At 60.7% G+C, this 14707-nt stretch carries 11 protein-coding genes; 6 read left to right on the forward strand and 5 right to left on the reverse strand.

Features of this window, described 5'->3' with window-relative positions:
* Nucleotides 1–38 precede the first annotated feature (38 nt).
* From topA to J3P81_RS09050, 3 genes are all read left to right on the forward strand, one after another.
* Nucleotides 39–2651, forward strand: coding sequence for a type I DNA topoisomerase (gene topA / locus J3P81_RS09040; protein WP_420764683.1), 2613 nt, complete (start codon nucleotides 39–41; stop codon nucleotides 2649–2651).
* A gap of 222 nt (nucleotides 2652–2873) precedes the next feature.
* A complete protein-coding gene (locus J3P81_RS09045) occupies nucleotides 2874–3398 on the forward strand; it encodes a DUF6586 family protein (protein ID WP_434563276.1) in 525 nt (174 codons plus the stop codon).
* Nucleotides 3399–3490: 92 nt separating this feature from the next.
* Nucleotides 3491–3724 (forward strand): hypothetical protein, encoded by a 234-nt coding sequence (locus J3P81_RS09050; protein ID WP_003183419.1) that lies wholly within the window; start codon nucleotides 3491–3493, stop codon nucleotides 3722–3724.
* A 67-nt stretch (nucleotides 3725–3791) separates the two neighbouring features.
* Here J3P81_RS09050 and sulA read toward each other — a convergent pair whose 3' ends face one another.
* Both sulA and lexA read right to left on the reverse strand, forming a co-directional pair.
* A complete protein-coding gene (sulA, locus tag J3P81_RS09055; RefSeq protein ID WP_420764681.1) occupies nucleotides 3792–4265 on the reverse strand; it encodes an SOS-induced cell division inhibitor SulA in 474 nt (157 codons plus the stop codon).
* A 10-nt stretch (nucleotides 4266–4275) separates the two neighbouring features.
* Nucleotides 4276–4884: a transcriptional repressor LexA gene (gene lexA, locus J3P81_RS09060; RefSeq protein WP_420764680.1), complete on the reverse strand. Its 609-nt coding sequence runs from the start codon at nucleotides 4882–4884 to the stop codon at nucleotides 4276–4278.
* 240 nt (nucleotides 4885–5124) lie between these two features.
* On the opposite strand from lexA, the gene J3P81_RS09065 reads away from it, so the two are divergent.
* The 3 genes from J3P81_RS09065 to J3P81_RS09075 all read left to right on the forward strand — a co-directional run bounded on the left by J3P81_RS09065 (nucleotide 5125) and on the right by J3P81_RS09075 (nucleotide 7765).
* Nucleotides 5125–5832, forward strand: coding sequence for a TetR/AcrR family transcriptional regulator (locus J3P81_RS09065; RefSeq protein ID WP_420764679.1), 708 nt, complete (start codon nucleotides 5125–5127; stop codon nucleotides 5830–5832).
* Between the two features lie 171 nt (nucleotides 5833–6003).
* A complete protein-coding gene (gene nagZ / locus J3P81_RS09070; RefSeq protein WP_434563278.1) occupies nucleotides 6004–7014 on the forward strand; it encodes a beta-N-acetylhexosaminidase in 1011 nt (336 codons plus the stop codon).
* Between the two features lie 10 nt (nucleotides 7015–7024).
* A complete protein-coding gene (locus J3P81_RS09075; protein WP_434563280.1) occupies nucleotides 7025–7765 on the forward strand; it encodes an S-methyl-5'-thioinosine phosphorylase in 741 nt (246 codons plus the stop codon).
* Between the two features lie 66 nt (nucleotides 7766–7831).
* On the opposite strand, the gene J3P81_RS09080 is transcribed toward J3P81_RS09075, so the two are convergent.
* From J3P81_RS09080 to mfd, 3 genes are read right to left on the reverse strand one after another with little or no spacing between them, the layout of a single operon-like run.
* Entirely contained in the window at nucleotides 7832–10525 is a 2694-nt protein-coding gene (locus J3P81_RS09080; protein ID WP_434563282.1) for a DEAD/DEAH box helicase, read from the reverse strand.
* A gap of 11 nt (nucleotides 10526–10536) precedes the next feature.
* A complete protein-coding gene (locus J3P81_RS09085) occupies nucleotides 10537–11103 on the reverse strand; it encodes a CsiV family protein (RefSeq protein WP_420764675.1) in 567 nt (188 codons plus the stop codon).
* 10 nt (nucleotides 11104–11113) lie between these two features.
* Nucleotides 11114–14563: a transcription-repair coupling factor gene (mfd, locus tag J3P81_RS09090; protein WP_434563284.1), complete on the reverse strand. Its 3450-nt coding sequence runs from the start codon at nucleotides 14561–14563 to the stop codon at nucleotides 11114–11116.
* Nucleotides 14564–14707: the final 144 nt, after the last annotated feature.

Below are 14707 nucleotides of genomic sequence, written 5' to 3' on the forward strand. Positions count from 1 at the left end.
CGCCTTTCACTTTTTAGAATTCAGGAATTTTCTGATCCATGGGCAAATCGCTGGTCATTGTGGAATCCCCGGCTAAGGCCAAGACCATCAACAAGTATCTGGGCAACCAATACGTGGTGAAGTCGAGTATCGGCCATATCCGAGACCTGCCCACCAGCGGTTCGGCTAGCGCCAGCAAGGAGCCAGCCGCCAAGCGCGGCAAGGCGGCCGCTGGTGAAGCGCCGGCGCTGTCGCCGAAAGACAAGGCGCGCAAGCAGCTGGTCTCACGCATGGGAGTCGATCCGGAGCACGGCTGGAAAGCCAAGTACGAGATCCTTCCGGGCAAGGAAAAGGTCATCGAAGAACTGCGTCGGCTCGCCAAGGACGCCGACACCATTTATCTCGCGACGGACTTGGACCGCGAAGGGGAAGCCATCGCCTGGCACCTGCGCGAAGCCATCGGTGGGGATGACAGCCGCTACAAGCGCGTGGTGTTCAACGAAATCACCAAGAAGGCTATCCAGGAAGCCTTCTCCCAGCCGGGCGAGCTGGACATCGACCGGGTCAATGCCCAACAGGCGCGTCGCTTCCTTGACCGCGTCGTGGGCTACATGGTCTCGCCATTGTTGTGGGCCAAGATCGCCCGTGGCCTGTCGGCCGGTCGTGTGCAGTCGGTGGCGGTAAAGCTGGTGGTGGAGCGCGAGCGGGAAATCCGTGCGTTCAATCCCGAAGAATATTGGGAAGTCCATGCTGATCTCGGTACCGCCAAGGGCGCTACCGTGCGTTTCGAAGTGGCTCGCGAGAAAGGCGAAGCCTTCAAGCCGCTCAATGAAGCCCAGGCCATGGCAGCGCTGGAGAAGCTCAAGGCTTCCAGCTACAGCATCGTCAAGCGCGAAGACAAGCCCACCAGCAGCAAGCCGTCGGCGCCCTTCATTACGTCCACCTTGCAGCAGGCGGCGAGCAACCGCCTGGGCTTCGGTGTGAAGAAGACCATGATGATGGCCCAGCGTCTGTACGAAGCGGGCTACATCACGTACATGCGTACCGACTCGACCAATCTCTCGGCCGATGCCGTGGCGATGGCGCGTACTTATATAGAAAGCGAGTTTGGCAAGAAATACCTGCCGGATACGCCGAACGTGTACAGCAGCAAGGAAGGCGCCCAGGAGGCTCACGAAGCGATTCGTCCTTCCGACGCCAATACCGAGCCAAGCAAGCTGTCGGGCATGGAGCGCGACGCCGAGCGTCTCTACGAGCTGATCTGGCGCCAGTTCCTGGCATGCCAGATGCTACCTGCGCAATACCTGTCGACCACGGTCAGCGTCGGTGCTGGCGATTTCGAGCTGCGCGCCAAGGGTCGTATCCTGAAGTTCGACGGCTATACCCGCGTCATGCCGCAGATCACCAAGCCGGGGGACGACGACGTCCTGCCGGACATGGCCCAGGGCGACGTGATGAAGCTGATCAAGCTGGATCCGACCCAGCACTTCACCAAGCCGCCGGCACGGTATTCCGAGGCCAGCCTGGTTAAGGAAATGGAAAAACGTGGCATCGGTCGTCCTTCGACCTATGCGGCGATCATTTCCACTATCCAGGATCGCGGCTACGTGACGCTGCACAACCGTCGCTTCTATTCGGAAAAGATGGGGGACATCGTCACCGAGCGCTTGTCCGAGAGTTTCTCGAACCTGATGGACTACGGCTTCACCGCCGGCATGGAAGAGAACCTGGACGACGTGGCCCAGGGTGAGCGGGACTGGAAGAACGTACTCGACGAGTTCTACGGCGACTTCAAGAAAAAACTGGAAGTGGCCGAAAGTCCGGAAAGCGGCATGCGGGCGAACCAGCCGGTCATGACCGATATTCCATGCCAGACCTGCGGGCGTCCGATGCAGATCCGTACCGCGTCGACCGGTGTATTCCTGGGTTGCTCGGGCTACAGCCTGCCACCCAAGGAGCGCTGCAAGGCGACGGTCAACCTGGTACCAGGCGATGAAATCGCCGCGGACGACGAAGGTGAGTCGGAGTCTCTGGTGCTGCGCGGCAAACACCGTTGCCCTATCTGCAGCACAGCGATGGATGCTTACCTGCTGGATGAAAAGCGCAAGCTGCACATCTGCGGTAACAATCCTGATTGCGCCGGCTACGAGATCGAAGAGGGCACCTATCGCATCAAGGGCTACGAAGGTCCGAGCCTGGAATGCGACAAGTGTGGCAGCGAAATGCAGCTGAAAACCGGCCGTTTCGGCAAGTTCTTCGGTTGCACCAATCCGACCTGCAAGAACACCCGCAAGCTGCTCAAGAGCGGTGACGCGGCGCCGCCGAAGATGGATCCGGTGAAGATGCCCGAGCTCAAGTGCGAGAAGGTAAACGACACCTACATCCTTCGTGATGGTGCATCCGGCCTGTTCCTGGCAGCCAGCCAGTTTCCGAAGAATCGCGAGACTCGGGCGCCGCTGGTGATCGAGATCTTGCCGCACAAGGATGAGATCGATCCGAAGTATCATTTCCTCTGCGACGCGCCGCAGAAGGATCCGGATGGCCGCCCAGCGGTGATCCGCTACAGCCGCAAGACCAAGGAGCAATACGTGCAGACCGAGGTTGACGGCAAGCCTACCGGTTGGAAAGCGTTCTACGACGGTGGCAAGTGGACCGTTGAAGACAAGCGCTGATTGATGGCGAAAGGATTTGAATCTGCGCGATCCTCGTGGCGAGGGAGCTTGCTCCCGCTGGGCGATTCAGTCGTTGTTCTAAACGCCGCGTAAGCAAAAGGCCGCATGACAACCCTTGGGTTTTCATGCGGCCTTTCAGTTTTTGGCTTGCAGTAGCTTCGGTTGATCCACGACACTGTCGCACCTGCGTGACGCTTTTATTTCGTTGGGGAGAATGCCGCCATGGCCCACGAACTCTACACCCGTACCAATCAGAAGATTTATTTTGCCGGCCTGTCGCTCGAAGCGCTTGCCAGGGCAGAGGATGGGCGCGCCATGAATGCTCCAGCGCTGGTCCAGGCTGGGCGTGAATCCGTGCTGTTTCATTTGTACGGCGCCTTGCTGGGTCTTTGCCACGAAATTGCCGGGTTCTATCGCTTGCCCCAGGCGAATGCGTCACGGGCCGAACTGATGCTGATGCCAGAAGTACTGGACAGCCTCGCGATTCCCGAGCTGGCGGAAATGGTCGAGTTGGCGCAGAACCGCGAGACTTGGCTGGCCAAGTTGCTGGAGGCTCATGCCGCGTTATTCCAGCCGCCACGGGCCCCGCGTAAACCGAAGGGTGATGTTACCCAGCCGTTGATTGTCGCGGTCAATCTTGACGAGCAGGAACCAGAGCCAGAGCTGAGTCGGGAAGAGTTGGAGAGCTGGCGTCAGAATCTCAAAAGCCTGGCGATTCGGTTCCGTGACGGCTTGAACGAATGCTGACGTGATGGCCGTCGGTAACGCTTGGTCAAGATCCTGAGCGAAGCTTGGCCGATGACTATATAATCCCCGCCTTTCGTGGAGAACAGACTTTTATGCCTACGTCCTTTCTAGAAATTGTCGAACTTCCTGATGGTCGCATTGAGCTGCGCCGGGCTGAAGACGAGGGTTCGCTGGTTACCCTGAACTTCTCCGAGGATGCCAAGGTGTTTCTTCAGGGCCAACATGTCGAGGTCGCCAAGGCGATGCTCAGCGTGGGTGTCCAGATGGCAGGTCGCCTGGTTGAAGGCGAATTCAACAAGGAAGAGGGGCCGCGGGTTCTACATTGATCCCCGTTTGTCGGCTTTTGAAGTAATGTGACTGGTCTGGCTTCTCTGTCCTGGAGAAGCCCTGCGTTTATCCCAATCGAATATTCAGGCTTTGTGCATCGCCGGTGCGCGCGGCGCTGATCAATTGCTGACGCGCGGTCGCGGTCAAGGGATTGAGCCAGCTGACCACCGTATGACTGCGCCCCAGGCGCAACGCTTCGCAGGTCAACTGCTGGGCGCTCTGGCTGCCGCGCGGCTGCAATAGCAGGATTCGCTCGCGATTGAGACCAGCGTCTCGCAACCAGGCCTGCGTTACGCTGGCCGGTGGTGCGATCAGCGTAAGCCAGCGAGCGTCCTGGTCCTGGCTCAGTTCTCTCAGGATCGGCGCTAGCAGGTTCAGGCAATTTCCCGCCGCACCACGCAACGACAGCTCGCTGAAGGCTTCGGGTTCGACGCTCCAGGGCGACTCGATGACCTCGTTCAGGACTGGAACCAGCGGTTGGGCCATGAATGCCTCGAACAGCGGAAGTTGTGTGTGCTGTGGTGTATGAGGAAATTGCATAAAGCCTCCTTTAGCGGCGAATGACGCCAACGCTCAAGCCTTCGATAACCAGGTCCTGGTCTTTCAGGTCCACTTCGATGGGGGCGAATTCCGGGTTCTCGGCGATCAACCAGACCTTGCTGCCCTCGCGCTTGAAGCGCTTGACGGTGACTTCATCGCCGATCCGCGCCACCACGACCTGGCCGTTACGGGCTTCACGGGTGGTGTGGACAGCCAGGAGATCGCCATCGAAGATACCGATGTCCTTCATGCTCATACCGTGCACGCGCAGAAGATAATCGGCCCTCGGGTGAAAGAATGAAGGATTGATGTTGCAAGACTCCTCGACGTGCTGCTGGGCGAGGATAGGCGCGCCGGCGGCCACGCGCCCGATGATAGGCAGGGTGGTGTCGTCGGCCTTGGCTTCGAAGCCGGGGATGCGAATCCCCCGGGATGCTCCGGGCGTCATTTCTATTGCACCCTTGCGGGCCAGCGCCTTGAGGTGCTCTTCAGCCGCGTTGGGGGATTTGAAACCCAGTTCCTGAGCGATTTCCGCACGGGTCGGCGGATAGCCGTTGTCTTCTAGGCAGCGTTTGATGAAGGCCAGAATCTCTGCTTGGCGTGGCGTCAGCTTTAGCATATCGATCGCTCTGTCTTTTTATACAGTGACTGGGATTATATACAGTACGAGTCAGTTGGCAATCCTCCTTTTTCGCCAGGCTGCCAGACGGTTGATGGAACCGCTGGCAGGGACTGTGCTACAGCTCGCCAAAGGTGTGGTTAAATACCTGACCGGACGTTCGCAAAATGCCCCGGCAGGCTTGACAAGCCCCAGGCTGAAACGTATGTTTCAAACAAGTGTTTGTCAGGCGGAGTAGCCATGGCCCAGTCGGAAACCGTTGAACGCATTCTCGATGCTGCCGAGCAATTGTTCGCGGAAAAAGGTTTCGCCGAAACCTCTTTGCGTCTGATTACCAGCAAGGCCGGGGTGAACCTGGCGGCGGTGAACTACCACTTCGGCTCGAAAAAAGCCCTGATCCAAGCGGTATTTTCGCGCTTCCTAGGGCCGTTCTGTATCAGCCTCGATCGCGAGCTGGAGCGTCGCCAGGCCAAGCCTGACGTCAAGCCCACTCTGGAAGAGCTGCTCGAGATCCTGGTCGAACAAGCCCTCGTGGTCCAGCCACGCAGCGGTAACGACCTCTCCATATTCATGCGTTTGCTGGGCCTGGCATTCAGCCAGAGCCAAGGGCACTTGCGGCGCTATCTCGAAGACATGTACGGCAAGGTGTTCCGTCGCTACATGCTGCTGGTCAACGAAGCCGCGCCGCGCATACCACCTATCGAATTGTTCTGGCGCGTGCATTTCATGCTTGGTGCCGCGGCATTCAGCATGTCGGGCATCAAGGCGCTGCGGGCTATCGCCGAGACCGACTTCGGCGTGAATACGTCGATCGAGCAGGTGATGCGCCTGATGGTGCCGTTCCTGGCAGCGGGCATGCGCGCCGAAAGCGGCGTCACCGATGAAGCAATGGCGGCCGCGCAGCTGCGTCCGCGCAGCAAATCGACGCCGGCGCTCGCCAAGGCATAGGCACACGGGTGGGCGCGGATGGCTACATCCGCTAAGCTAGCCGCCCATGCCGATTCTCCTTTTGAATTCGTCTCAATATTCTTCGCCCGCGCGGTCTGCCGGCCCTTCAGCCTGGCGGTGCCGGGGCGGATGCAGCATCGCGCGCGTCCCTCGTTATTAAAAGGAACTGTTATGACTGGTGCCCTTCAAGGCTCGTTGATGGTGGACGTCGCCGGAACCTGGCTGACGGCTGAAGATCGCCATCTGTTGCGTCAGCCCGAAGTGGGTGGACTGATCATTTTTGCCCGCAATATCGAGCATCCCCGCCAGGTGCGCGAGCTGAGCGCCTCGATCCGGGCCATTCGCCCCGATCTGTTGTTGGCGGTTGACCAGGAGGGCGGCCGGGTGCAACGCCTGCGCCAAGGCTTCGTGCGTCTGCCGGCGATGCGGGCCATAGCCGATAACCCGAACGCCGAGTACTTGGCCGAGCAGTGCGGCTGGATCATGGCCACCGAAGTGCTGGCGGTCGGCCTCGATTTGAGTTTCGCCCCCGTGCTGGACCTCGATTACCAACGCAGCGCGGTGGTAGGAAGTCGTGCCTTCGAAGGCGACCCCGAGCGCGCCACACTGCTGGCAGGTGCGTTTATCCGTGGCATGAACGCCGCGGGAATGGCGGCCACAGGCAAGCATTTTCCGGGGCATGGCTGGGCCGAGGCAGACTCCCATGTCGCCATTCCTACTGACGAACGCAGTCTCGAACAGATCCGAGCCTGCGACCTGGTACCGTTTGCCAAGCTGAGCAAGAAGCTGGCGGCCGTCATGCCCGCCCATGTCATTTATCCCCAGGTGGATGCCAGCCCGGCAGGGTTCTCCCGTCGTTGGCTGCAAGAGGTCCTGCGCGGCGAGTTGCAGTTTGATGGCGTGATCTTCAGCGATGATCTTTCGATGGCCGGCGCCCACGTGGTCGGCGATGCCGCCAGTCGGATCGAGGCTGCCTTGGCCGCGGGCTGCGACATGGGGCTGGTCTGCAACGACCGCGCGGCCGCCGAGCTCGCCTTGAGCGCTGCCCAGCGCCTGAAGGTCACGCCGTCGGCGCGGATTGCCCGTATGCGCGGCCAGGCCTTCGCCAGTACCGAGTACCGTCAGGATCCGCGCTGGTTGACAGCGATCGGCGCGTTGAAAGCCGCTCAACTGATTGATTAAGGATGTTTCGATGACTGTTTACGCAATTATCGGCGGCACCGGCCTGACCCAGCTGGAAGGCCTGACCATTAGCCAATCCCTGGCGGTGGAGACGCCCTACGGCGCGCCATCAGCCGAGGTGCAGATCGGCGAATACGCCGGGCGTGAGGTGTTGTTTCTGGCACGCCATGGCCATCCCCACCGTTTCCCGCCGCATCAGGTCAACTATCGCGCCAATCTCTGGGCGCTGAAGCAGGCGGGCGCCGAGGCGGTCCTGGCGGTCAACGCCGTCGGCGGGATCCACGCCGCGATGGGCACCGGTCATTTTTGCGTGCCCCACCAGTTGATCGATTACACCAGCGGTCGCCAGCATACGTATTTCGCCGATGACCTGGAGGCGGTGACCCACATTGATTTCAGCTACCCCTACACGGAATCGCTGCGCCAGCAATTGATTGCGGCCCTGGCTGCCGAAGGCTGCGGCTATAGCAGTCACGGTGTCTATGCCTGCACGCAGGGGCCGCGCCTGGAAACCGTGGCCGAAATCGCACGCCTGGAGCGCGATGGCTGCGATATCGTCGGCATGACGGGCATGCCGGAGGCGGCGCTGGCCCGTGAGCTGGAACTGGACTACGCCTGCCTGGCGCTGGTGGTGAACCCGGCGGCGGGCAAATCCACTGCGGTGATTACCATGGCGGAAATCGAGCAGGCCCTGCATGACGGAATGGGTAAAGTGAAGTCGACCCTGGCGCGGGTGTTGATGGCGGGCTAGAAAGTCCGGTTTATTGGAGAATGATCTTGTGGGAGCGAGCCTGCTCGCTCCCACAATCAAGGAGTTTCAGCGCTTCTCCAGCTTGTCCGGCAGCGGCGCAAATAGCGCCTCGATGTCTTCGTTCTGCAGTTTCCAATCCCCAGTCACACGCCCATCCAGCACGCCGGCCGCCAGGTCGGACTTTTCTTTTTGCAGCAGCTGGATCTTTTCTTCCACCGTGCCGCGGGCAATCAGTTTGTACACGAACACCGGTTTTTCCTGGCCAATGCGATAGGCGCGGTCGGTCGCCTGGTTTTCAGTGGCGGGGTTCCACCAAGGATCGTAGTGAATCACCGTGTCCGCTTCTGTCAGGTTCAGGCCCACGCCGCCGGCCTTCAGGCTGATCAGAAAGATCTGACGCTTGCCGCTTTGGAATTCCTTCACTGGCGTGCGTCGGTCTCGGGTCTGGCCGGTGAGGATGGCGTAATCCACGCCGCGTTTTTTCAGTTCATCTTCAATCAGCGCCAACATGGAGGTGAACTGTGAAAACAGCAGCACCCGCCGACCTTCTTCGAACAATTCCTCAAGCATTTCCATCAGGCTGTCGAGCTTGCCCGAGGTGCTGCCGCGGGTGGGCAGGGTGGCATCACTGATCAGGCGCAAATCGCAGCACACCTGGCGCAGCTTGAGCAGCGCTTCCAGGATGATGATTTGGCTGCGCGCCACGCCTTTGCGGGTGATCTCGTCGCGCACCTTCTTGTCCATCGCCAGGCGCATCGTCTCGTAGACATCCCGCTGGGCGTCGCTGAGTTCCACCCAATGGATGATTTCGGTCTTGGGTGGCAGCTCCGTCGCCACTTGCTCTTTGGTACGGCGCAGCAAGAATGGTTTTATCCGACCGTTCAGGTGTTGCAATCGTACGTCGCTGCCGCGCTTTTCGATCGGTACGCGGTAGTCGCGATTGAAGCTCTTGACGTCGCCAAGCCAGCCCGGCAGCAGGAAGTGAAACAGTGACCAGAGTTCACCAAGGTGGTTTTCCAGTGGTGTACCGGACAGGCACAACCGTTGCTTGGCATCGAGTTCCCGGGCGGCTTGGGCGGCTTTGCTGGTGGGGTTCTTGATGTACTGGGCTTCATCCAGGATCAGTACATGCAGCGGCTGCGCCTTGAGGCGTTCGACATCCTTGGGAAGCAGCGCATAGGTAGTCAGGATCAAGTCGTAATCGGCCAGGCGCTCGAAGTGTTTCTTGCGCCCGGCACCGTACAGCGCCAGTACCTTGAGCTGCGGAGTGAAATGCGAGGCTTCGTCGAGCCAGTTGGGAATCAGGCTCGTCGGCATCACCACCATGCACGGTCGGTCCAGGCGCCCAGCGTTTTTTTCGCTGAGAATGTGCGCCAGGGTCTGTAGGGTTTTGCCCAGTCCCATGTCGTCCGCGAGAATCCCGCCTACTTCCAGCTGTCGTAGCGATTGCATCCAGCTCAAACCTTCGAGCTGGTAGGGTCGCAGCGTGGCGTTCAAGCCCTGCGGGGCGGTGGCGGTGTAGTCCTTAATGTCCCGCAGGCGTTGGGCCAGGCTGCGTATGTGCTCGCCACCTTCCCAGCGCAGCGGCATGTCCTGCAATGGGTTCAGGCGCAGGGCATCGGCGCTGTTGAGGCGCAGTTTGGTGGTGCCGGGCTCTTGCAGGTAGAACTCGCCGAGGGTCGCCAGCACGGGCTTCAACCGCCCGTACGGCAGGGCAACTTGCTGAGGGCCGAATTCCGAGTTGGGCCGGTGCGGCAAGTTAACCAGGATAAGTTCGTCATCGCGGCGCCTGGCCAGTCGTTCCGGGTTGAATAGCTCGATATGCGAGCGCATCAGGTTCAACAGGATAGGCAGCAGGCTCAGTCGCTCGCCGTTGACGATGATGCCCAGCTCCAGGTCGAACCAGTCACGCTCCGGAGTCTCATCGACCGTGGCGTACCACTCATCCACCGCCGTCAGGTCGAAGCCGAAGTCTTCATCAATCTGCAATTCCCAACCCTGGGTGCGCAGCTTTGGCAGGTCATTAAGGGTAAAGGTCAGCCAGGCGCTGTCGTTGACCATTTCGTACAGTTCGCCAGCGCTCTCCGGTAGAGCCTTGCTTTGTCGGGTCGCAACCTTGAATCCAAGAATTCGCAACTGCTCGCGGTAGGACTGTTCCACTTCGATCTGGCGTTTTATCCGCAGCGTCTGGGTTTCCTGGCGAATCAGTACGTCGGTGTTGCGCTGGCCGCTGACGTACTCGTCCAGATAACTGAAGGACAAGGCGGCGCGGTGCTGGATATAACGCTGCATCTTGCCGTTGCGCGGCTCGAAGGCGCTGAACTCGACACTTGCCAGCCAAAGCCGTGGCACCGGCTGCACGTTTTCCACCAGGACTTGCGGCGGGGCCTTGGGGCTGCGGTTGTCCAGCACTGCCTGGAGCTTTTCCAGCAATTGCGCGTCTTTTTCGGCGGCCGGGTAGGCCAGGGTTTCCTGAACTTGCAGCAGCACCGCTGCGCAATGCTTGCAATTGATGCGCACCGGGCAGGAGCACGCGGCGTCTAGCAGGATCAATGTGCCTTTGGCTGACTCCTTGAGGCGAATGGTCTGACGGTAGACGCTGCCGCCCGAGCCTTCGCAGCTGGCGATGATGGTGCTGTCGCCGGCCTCGACGACCCTCACGCGGTTTTCCAGCGCGTATCGGCGCCCACGCTCCAGGCTTTGTTCCTTGAATCGATTGACCCAGGAAGGTGCCAGCGGTTTGCTCAGGGGCGAGGGCATGGGCGCGCCGATCAGTCTGGAATGACGTCAGGTGCCTGCCGAGGCGCAGGCGCAGTCAACGAGGTGATCTTGATCAACAAGCCAAGGTGGCCGTTATCGAGGAAGTTCAGCTGGCCGTTCTTGGTATGGCTCTGTTGTTTCAAGCGCTCGCTGGCCGTGACCAGCCCATTGGCGTCGATCTGGTTGATCCAGAAGTCGGCGTCTACGTCAGTGAAACGGCCCAGTTTCAGTTCCAGGGTGCCCTCGATGGGAAACTGGCCGAACTGCTCGGCGCCATCACTGACGGCAATCTTGCTGCCCTGTTCGCCCAGGTTCTGTTGCCAGGCCTTGTGCATCAGCACGGTGTATTGACCGCTGGCGTTGAGTTTCTCGACGATGTTGCCCATCGCCGGCGTGCGCTGGCTGTCCGCGCCCAGGCGTTGTGCGCCGGCGTCCCAGTCCTCCGGCGCGGCGCGGCTGATAATGGCCGGCTCGGCATTCTGGCGGACCAGAATCATTTCAACCTGGTACAAGTCGTCGGCAACCGCCAGGGGAGCGATCAGCGTCATCAACAACGTCAAGGAGCGAAACAGGCGCATTGGGCGTCCTTCAAGCAGTGGTCGGATTGAGGCGCTCGAACAGCGCCTCTACGGTATTGAAGCGCTCTTCCGGGCGTTCCATGGGCACCATGAACTTGAACATCGTGGCGCCTTCGAATTTGTAGCGTTTGGGCTGGCCCTGGATCAGCTTGATCAGGACCAGCGGATCAACCGGGGTCTGCGCCTCGAACTCGATCCGGCCGCCGTTGGGGCCGCCGTCGACTTTCTTGATGCCCAATTGCTCGGCCTTGAGCTTGAGCAGTGTTGTGCGTACCAGGTTCTTGGTCGGCTCCGGAAGCAGGCCGAAGCGGTCGATCATCTCCACTTGCAGGTCCTTCAGGCCTTCCTCGTCGGTGGCCGAGGCGATGCGTTTGTAGAGGATCAGGCGTGCATGAACATCCGGCAGGTAATCCTCGGGGATCAGCGCTGGCACCCGCAGGTTGATTTCCGGGCCGCCTCCGAGGGGCTGGTCGAGGTTCGGTTGCTCGCCCTTGCGGATCGACTTGACCGCCCGTTCAAGCATTTCCATGTACAGGGTGAAACCCACTGCCTGGATCTGCCCGCTCTGGCCATCGCCAAGCAACTCGCCAGCGCCACGGATTTCAAGATCATTGGTGGCCAGTACGAAGCCGGCGCCCAGGTCCTGGGTGTTGGCAATGGCTTCCAGGCGTTTTTCCGCGTCCGGGGTGATCTGCTGGCGCGGCGGTGTCAGCAGGTAGGCGTAGGCCTGGTGGTGACTGCGTCCGACCCGGCCACGCAATTGGTGCAACTGGGCCAGGCCGAATTTGTCGGCGCGCTCGATGATGATCGTGTTGGCGCTTGGTACGTCGATGCCGGTTTCGATGATGGTCGAGGCGATCAGCACGTTGAAGCGCTTGTGGTAGAAGTCGCTCATCACCTGTTCGAGCTCGCGTTCACGCATTTGTCCGTGGCCGATGCCGATGCGTGCTTCCGGCACCAACTCGGCCAGGTCGGCGGCGCATTTCTCGATGGTCTTCACGTCGTTGTGCAGGTAATAGACCTGGCCGCCGCGCAGCAGCTCGCGTAGCAAGGCCTCCTTGACCGTGCTCTTGTTCTGCTCCATGACGAATGTGCGCACCGACAGGCGCCGGGCCGGCGGCGTGGCGATGATCGACAGGTCGCGCATGCCTGAAACGGCCATGTTCAATGTGCGCGGGATCGGCGTGGCGGTCAGGGTCAGGATGTCGACTTCGCTGCGCAGGGCCTTGAGCTGTTCTTTCTGGCGTACGCCAAAACGGTGCTCTTCATCGATGATCACCAGCCCGAGGTTCTTGATCTTCACATCGTCCTGCAGCAGCTTGTGCGTGCCGATGACGATGTCGATCTTGCCTTCGGCCAGGTCGGCCACGGCGGCGTTTACTTCCTTGGCGGATTTGAAGCGGCTCATCACTTCCACGGTCACCGGCCAATCGGCGAAGCGGTCGCGGAAACTGTTGTAATGCTGTTGGGCGAGCAGGGTAGTCGGCACCAGGATCGCCACCTGCTTGCCGCCATGCACGGCAATGAACGCAGCACGCATCGCCACTTCGGTCTTGCCGAAACCCACGTCGCCACACACCAGCCGGTCCATGGGCTTGGGCGCGAGCATGTCGGCGCGCACGGCTTCGATGGTGGTCTGCTGGTCGACGGTTTCTTCGAAGGGGAAGCCGGCGCTGAAGGTTTCATAGTCGGCTTTCGGATCTGCGAATGCATAACCCTCGCGTGCGGCCCGGCGAGCATAGATATCCAGCAATTCCGCTGCCACGTCGCGCACCTGTTCGGCGGCCTTGCGCTTGGCTTTCTGCCAGGTTTCCGAGCCCAGGCGATGGAGCGGGGCCAAGGCGTCGTCGCTGCCCGTGTAGCGGGCGATGAGGTGCAGGTTGGCCACCGGCACGTACAGTTTCGCGCCCTCGGCGTATTCGAGGGTCAGGAATTCGGCGGCCTGGTTTTCGATCTCCAGGGTCGCCAAGCCCAGGTAGCGGCCCACGCCGTGGTCGATATGCACCACCGGCGCGCCTTCACGTAGTTCCGTGAGGTTCTTGATGACTGCGTCGTTGGCTGCGTCGGCGCGTTTTTCGCGACGACGACGCTGCATGACACGCTGGCCGAACAATGGGCTTTCAGCCACCAGCGCCAAGGCCGGATCGTCAAGGATCAAGCCGTCGTTAAGCGGTGCGATGGTGATCGCCAGGCGATCCTTGCCCGCGACAAAGTCAGGCCAGCTGTCGACGGTCTTCGGACGCAACTTCAGGCGTTCGAGCAGCTCCAGCAACACTTCGCGGCGGCCCGCGGACTCGGCGGTAAACAGCACACGGCCAGGGAAACCGTCGAGGAAACCGGCCAGGGCCGCCAGCGGTTGCGTGGCCTTGGCTTCGATTGCCAGGTCCGGCAAAGGCTTGGCAGGGAAGCGTTCACGCCCGGCGCCGGTTTCCACGTCCTGCTGGCTCGCCACCACACGGGGCCAACTCTTGAGGCGGGCGAAGCAGTCTTCCACCGGCAAGAACAGCTCGGCAGGCGGCAACAAAGGGCGAGACGGATCGACGCGACGTTCTTCGTAGCGATTACGTACATCGTTCCAGAAGTTTTCCGCCGCCTGCTCGATGCCCGGAAGGGAAAACACCTGGGTGTCCTGGGGCAGATAATCGAACAGCGTGGACGTTTCTTCGAAGAACAGCGGCAAGTAATACTCGATGCCGGCCGGCGTGATTCCGCTGCTCAGGTCCTGGAAGATCGGGCAACGGCGGAAGTCCACGTCGAAACGCTCGCGAAAACGCGCTTTGAACCGGGTGACCGCGTCTTTTTGCAGCGGGAATTCCTTGGCGGGCAACAGGCGGATCGATTGGACCTTGTCGATGGAACGCTGGTTTTCCGGATCGAAAGTGCGCAGGGTCTCGATTTCGTCATCGAACAGGTCGATGCGATAGGGCAATTTGCTGCCCATCGGGAAGAGGTCGATCAGGGCGCCACGGACCGCGAACTCACCGTGCTCGTAAACGGTATCGACGTAGCGATAGCCACTGGCCTCGAGCCGGCTGCGCATCTGCTCGACGTCAAGCTTCTGGCCGATGTCCAGCACCAGGCTGCTGCCTAGCAGGAACTGAGTCGGTGCGAGGCGATGTAGGGCTGTGGTGATCGGCACTACCAAAACGCCATGACTGAGCTCCGGCAGCCGGTAGAGGCTGGCGATGCGCTGGGAAATGATGTCCTGGTGCGGCGAAAAAAGGTCGTAGGGCAGGGTTTCCCAATCCGGGAAATGCAGCACTGGCAAATCCGGGGCGAAGAAACCCAGCTCCTGTTCCAGCCGCTCGGCGCTCTGGCTGTCGGCGGTCAACAACAGGGTGAAGCGCTTTGCAGCGCTGGCGGCCTCGGCGATAGCCAGGCTCAGGGCGGCACCGGGCAGGTTGCCCCAGTGCTGTTTACCTGCCGCGGCAGGGAGAAGCGGAAGACGCAGAACGGGCACGGAAGGTTGAGCTCCAGCGTTGCGACAAAGTCGACAATTGTAGCGGGGGAAGTGCCCGGCTGTCAGTCGCGGACTACTCTGTCAGAACGCAAAACCACGGCGCGACGGGCGCGCATTGCTCCGCAGAGGACTCGGCGGCATAAT

Source organism: Pseudomonas sp. R1-6 (assembly GCF_051132115.1).
In the GTDB taxonomy this organism is placed as follows: domain Bacteria; phylum Pseudomonadota; class Gammaproteobacteria; order Pseudomonadales; family Pseudomonadaceae; genus Aquipseudomonas.

Excerpts from the sequence above, each read along its gene's own strand:
- topA (WP_420764683.1), top strand. The coding sequence starts at position 39 with ATGGGCAAATCGCTGGTCATTGTGGAATCCCCGGCTAAGGCCAAGACC.
- J3P81_RS09045 (WP_434563276.1), top strand. The coding sequence starts at position 2,874 with ATGGCCCACGAACTCTACACCCGTACCAATCAGAAGATTTATTTTGCC.
- J3P81_RS09050 (WP_003183419.1), top strand. The coding sequence starts at position 3,491 with ATGCCTACGTCCTTTCTAGAAATTGTCGAACTTCCTGATGGTCGCATT.
- sulA (WP_420764681.1), bottom strand. The coding sequence starts at position 4,265 with ATGCAATTTCCTCATACACCACAGCACACACAACTTCCGCTGTTCGAG.
- lexA (WP_420764680.1), bottom strand. The coding sequence starts at position 4,884 with ATGCTAAAGCTGACGCCACGCCAAGCAGAGATTCTGGCCTTCATCAAA.
- J3P81_RS09065 (WP_420764679.1), top strand. The coding sequence starts at position 5,125 with ATGGCCCAGTCGGAAACCGTTGAACGCATTCTCGATGCTGCCGAGCAA.
- nagZ (WP_434563278.1), top strand. The coding sequence starts at position 6,004 with ATGACTGGTGCCCTTCAAGGCTCGTTGATGGTGGACGTCGCCGGAACC.
- J3P81_RS09075 (WP_434563280.1), top strand. The coding sequence starts at position 7,025 with ATGACTGTTTACGCAATTATCGGCGGCACCGGCCTGACCCAGCTGGAA.
- J3P81_RS09080 (WP_434563282.1), bottom strand. The coding sequence starts at position 10,525 with ATGCCCTCGCCCCTGAGCAAACCGCTGGCACCTTCCTGGGTCAATCGA.
- J3P81_RS09085 (WP_420764675.1), bottom strand. The coding sequence starts at position 11,103 with ATGCGCCTGTTTCGCTCCTTGACGTTGTTGATGACGCTGATCGCTCCC.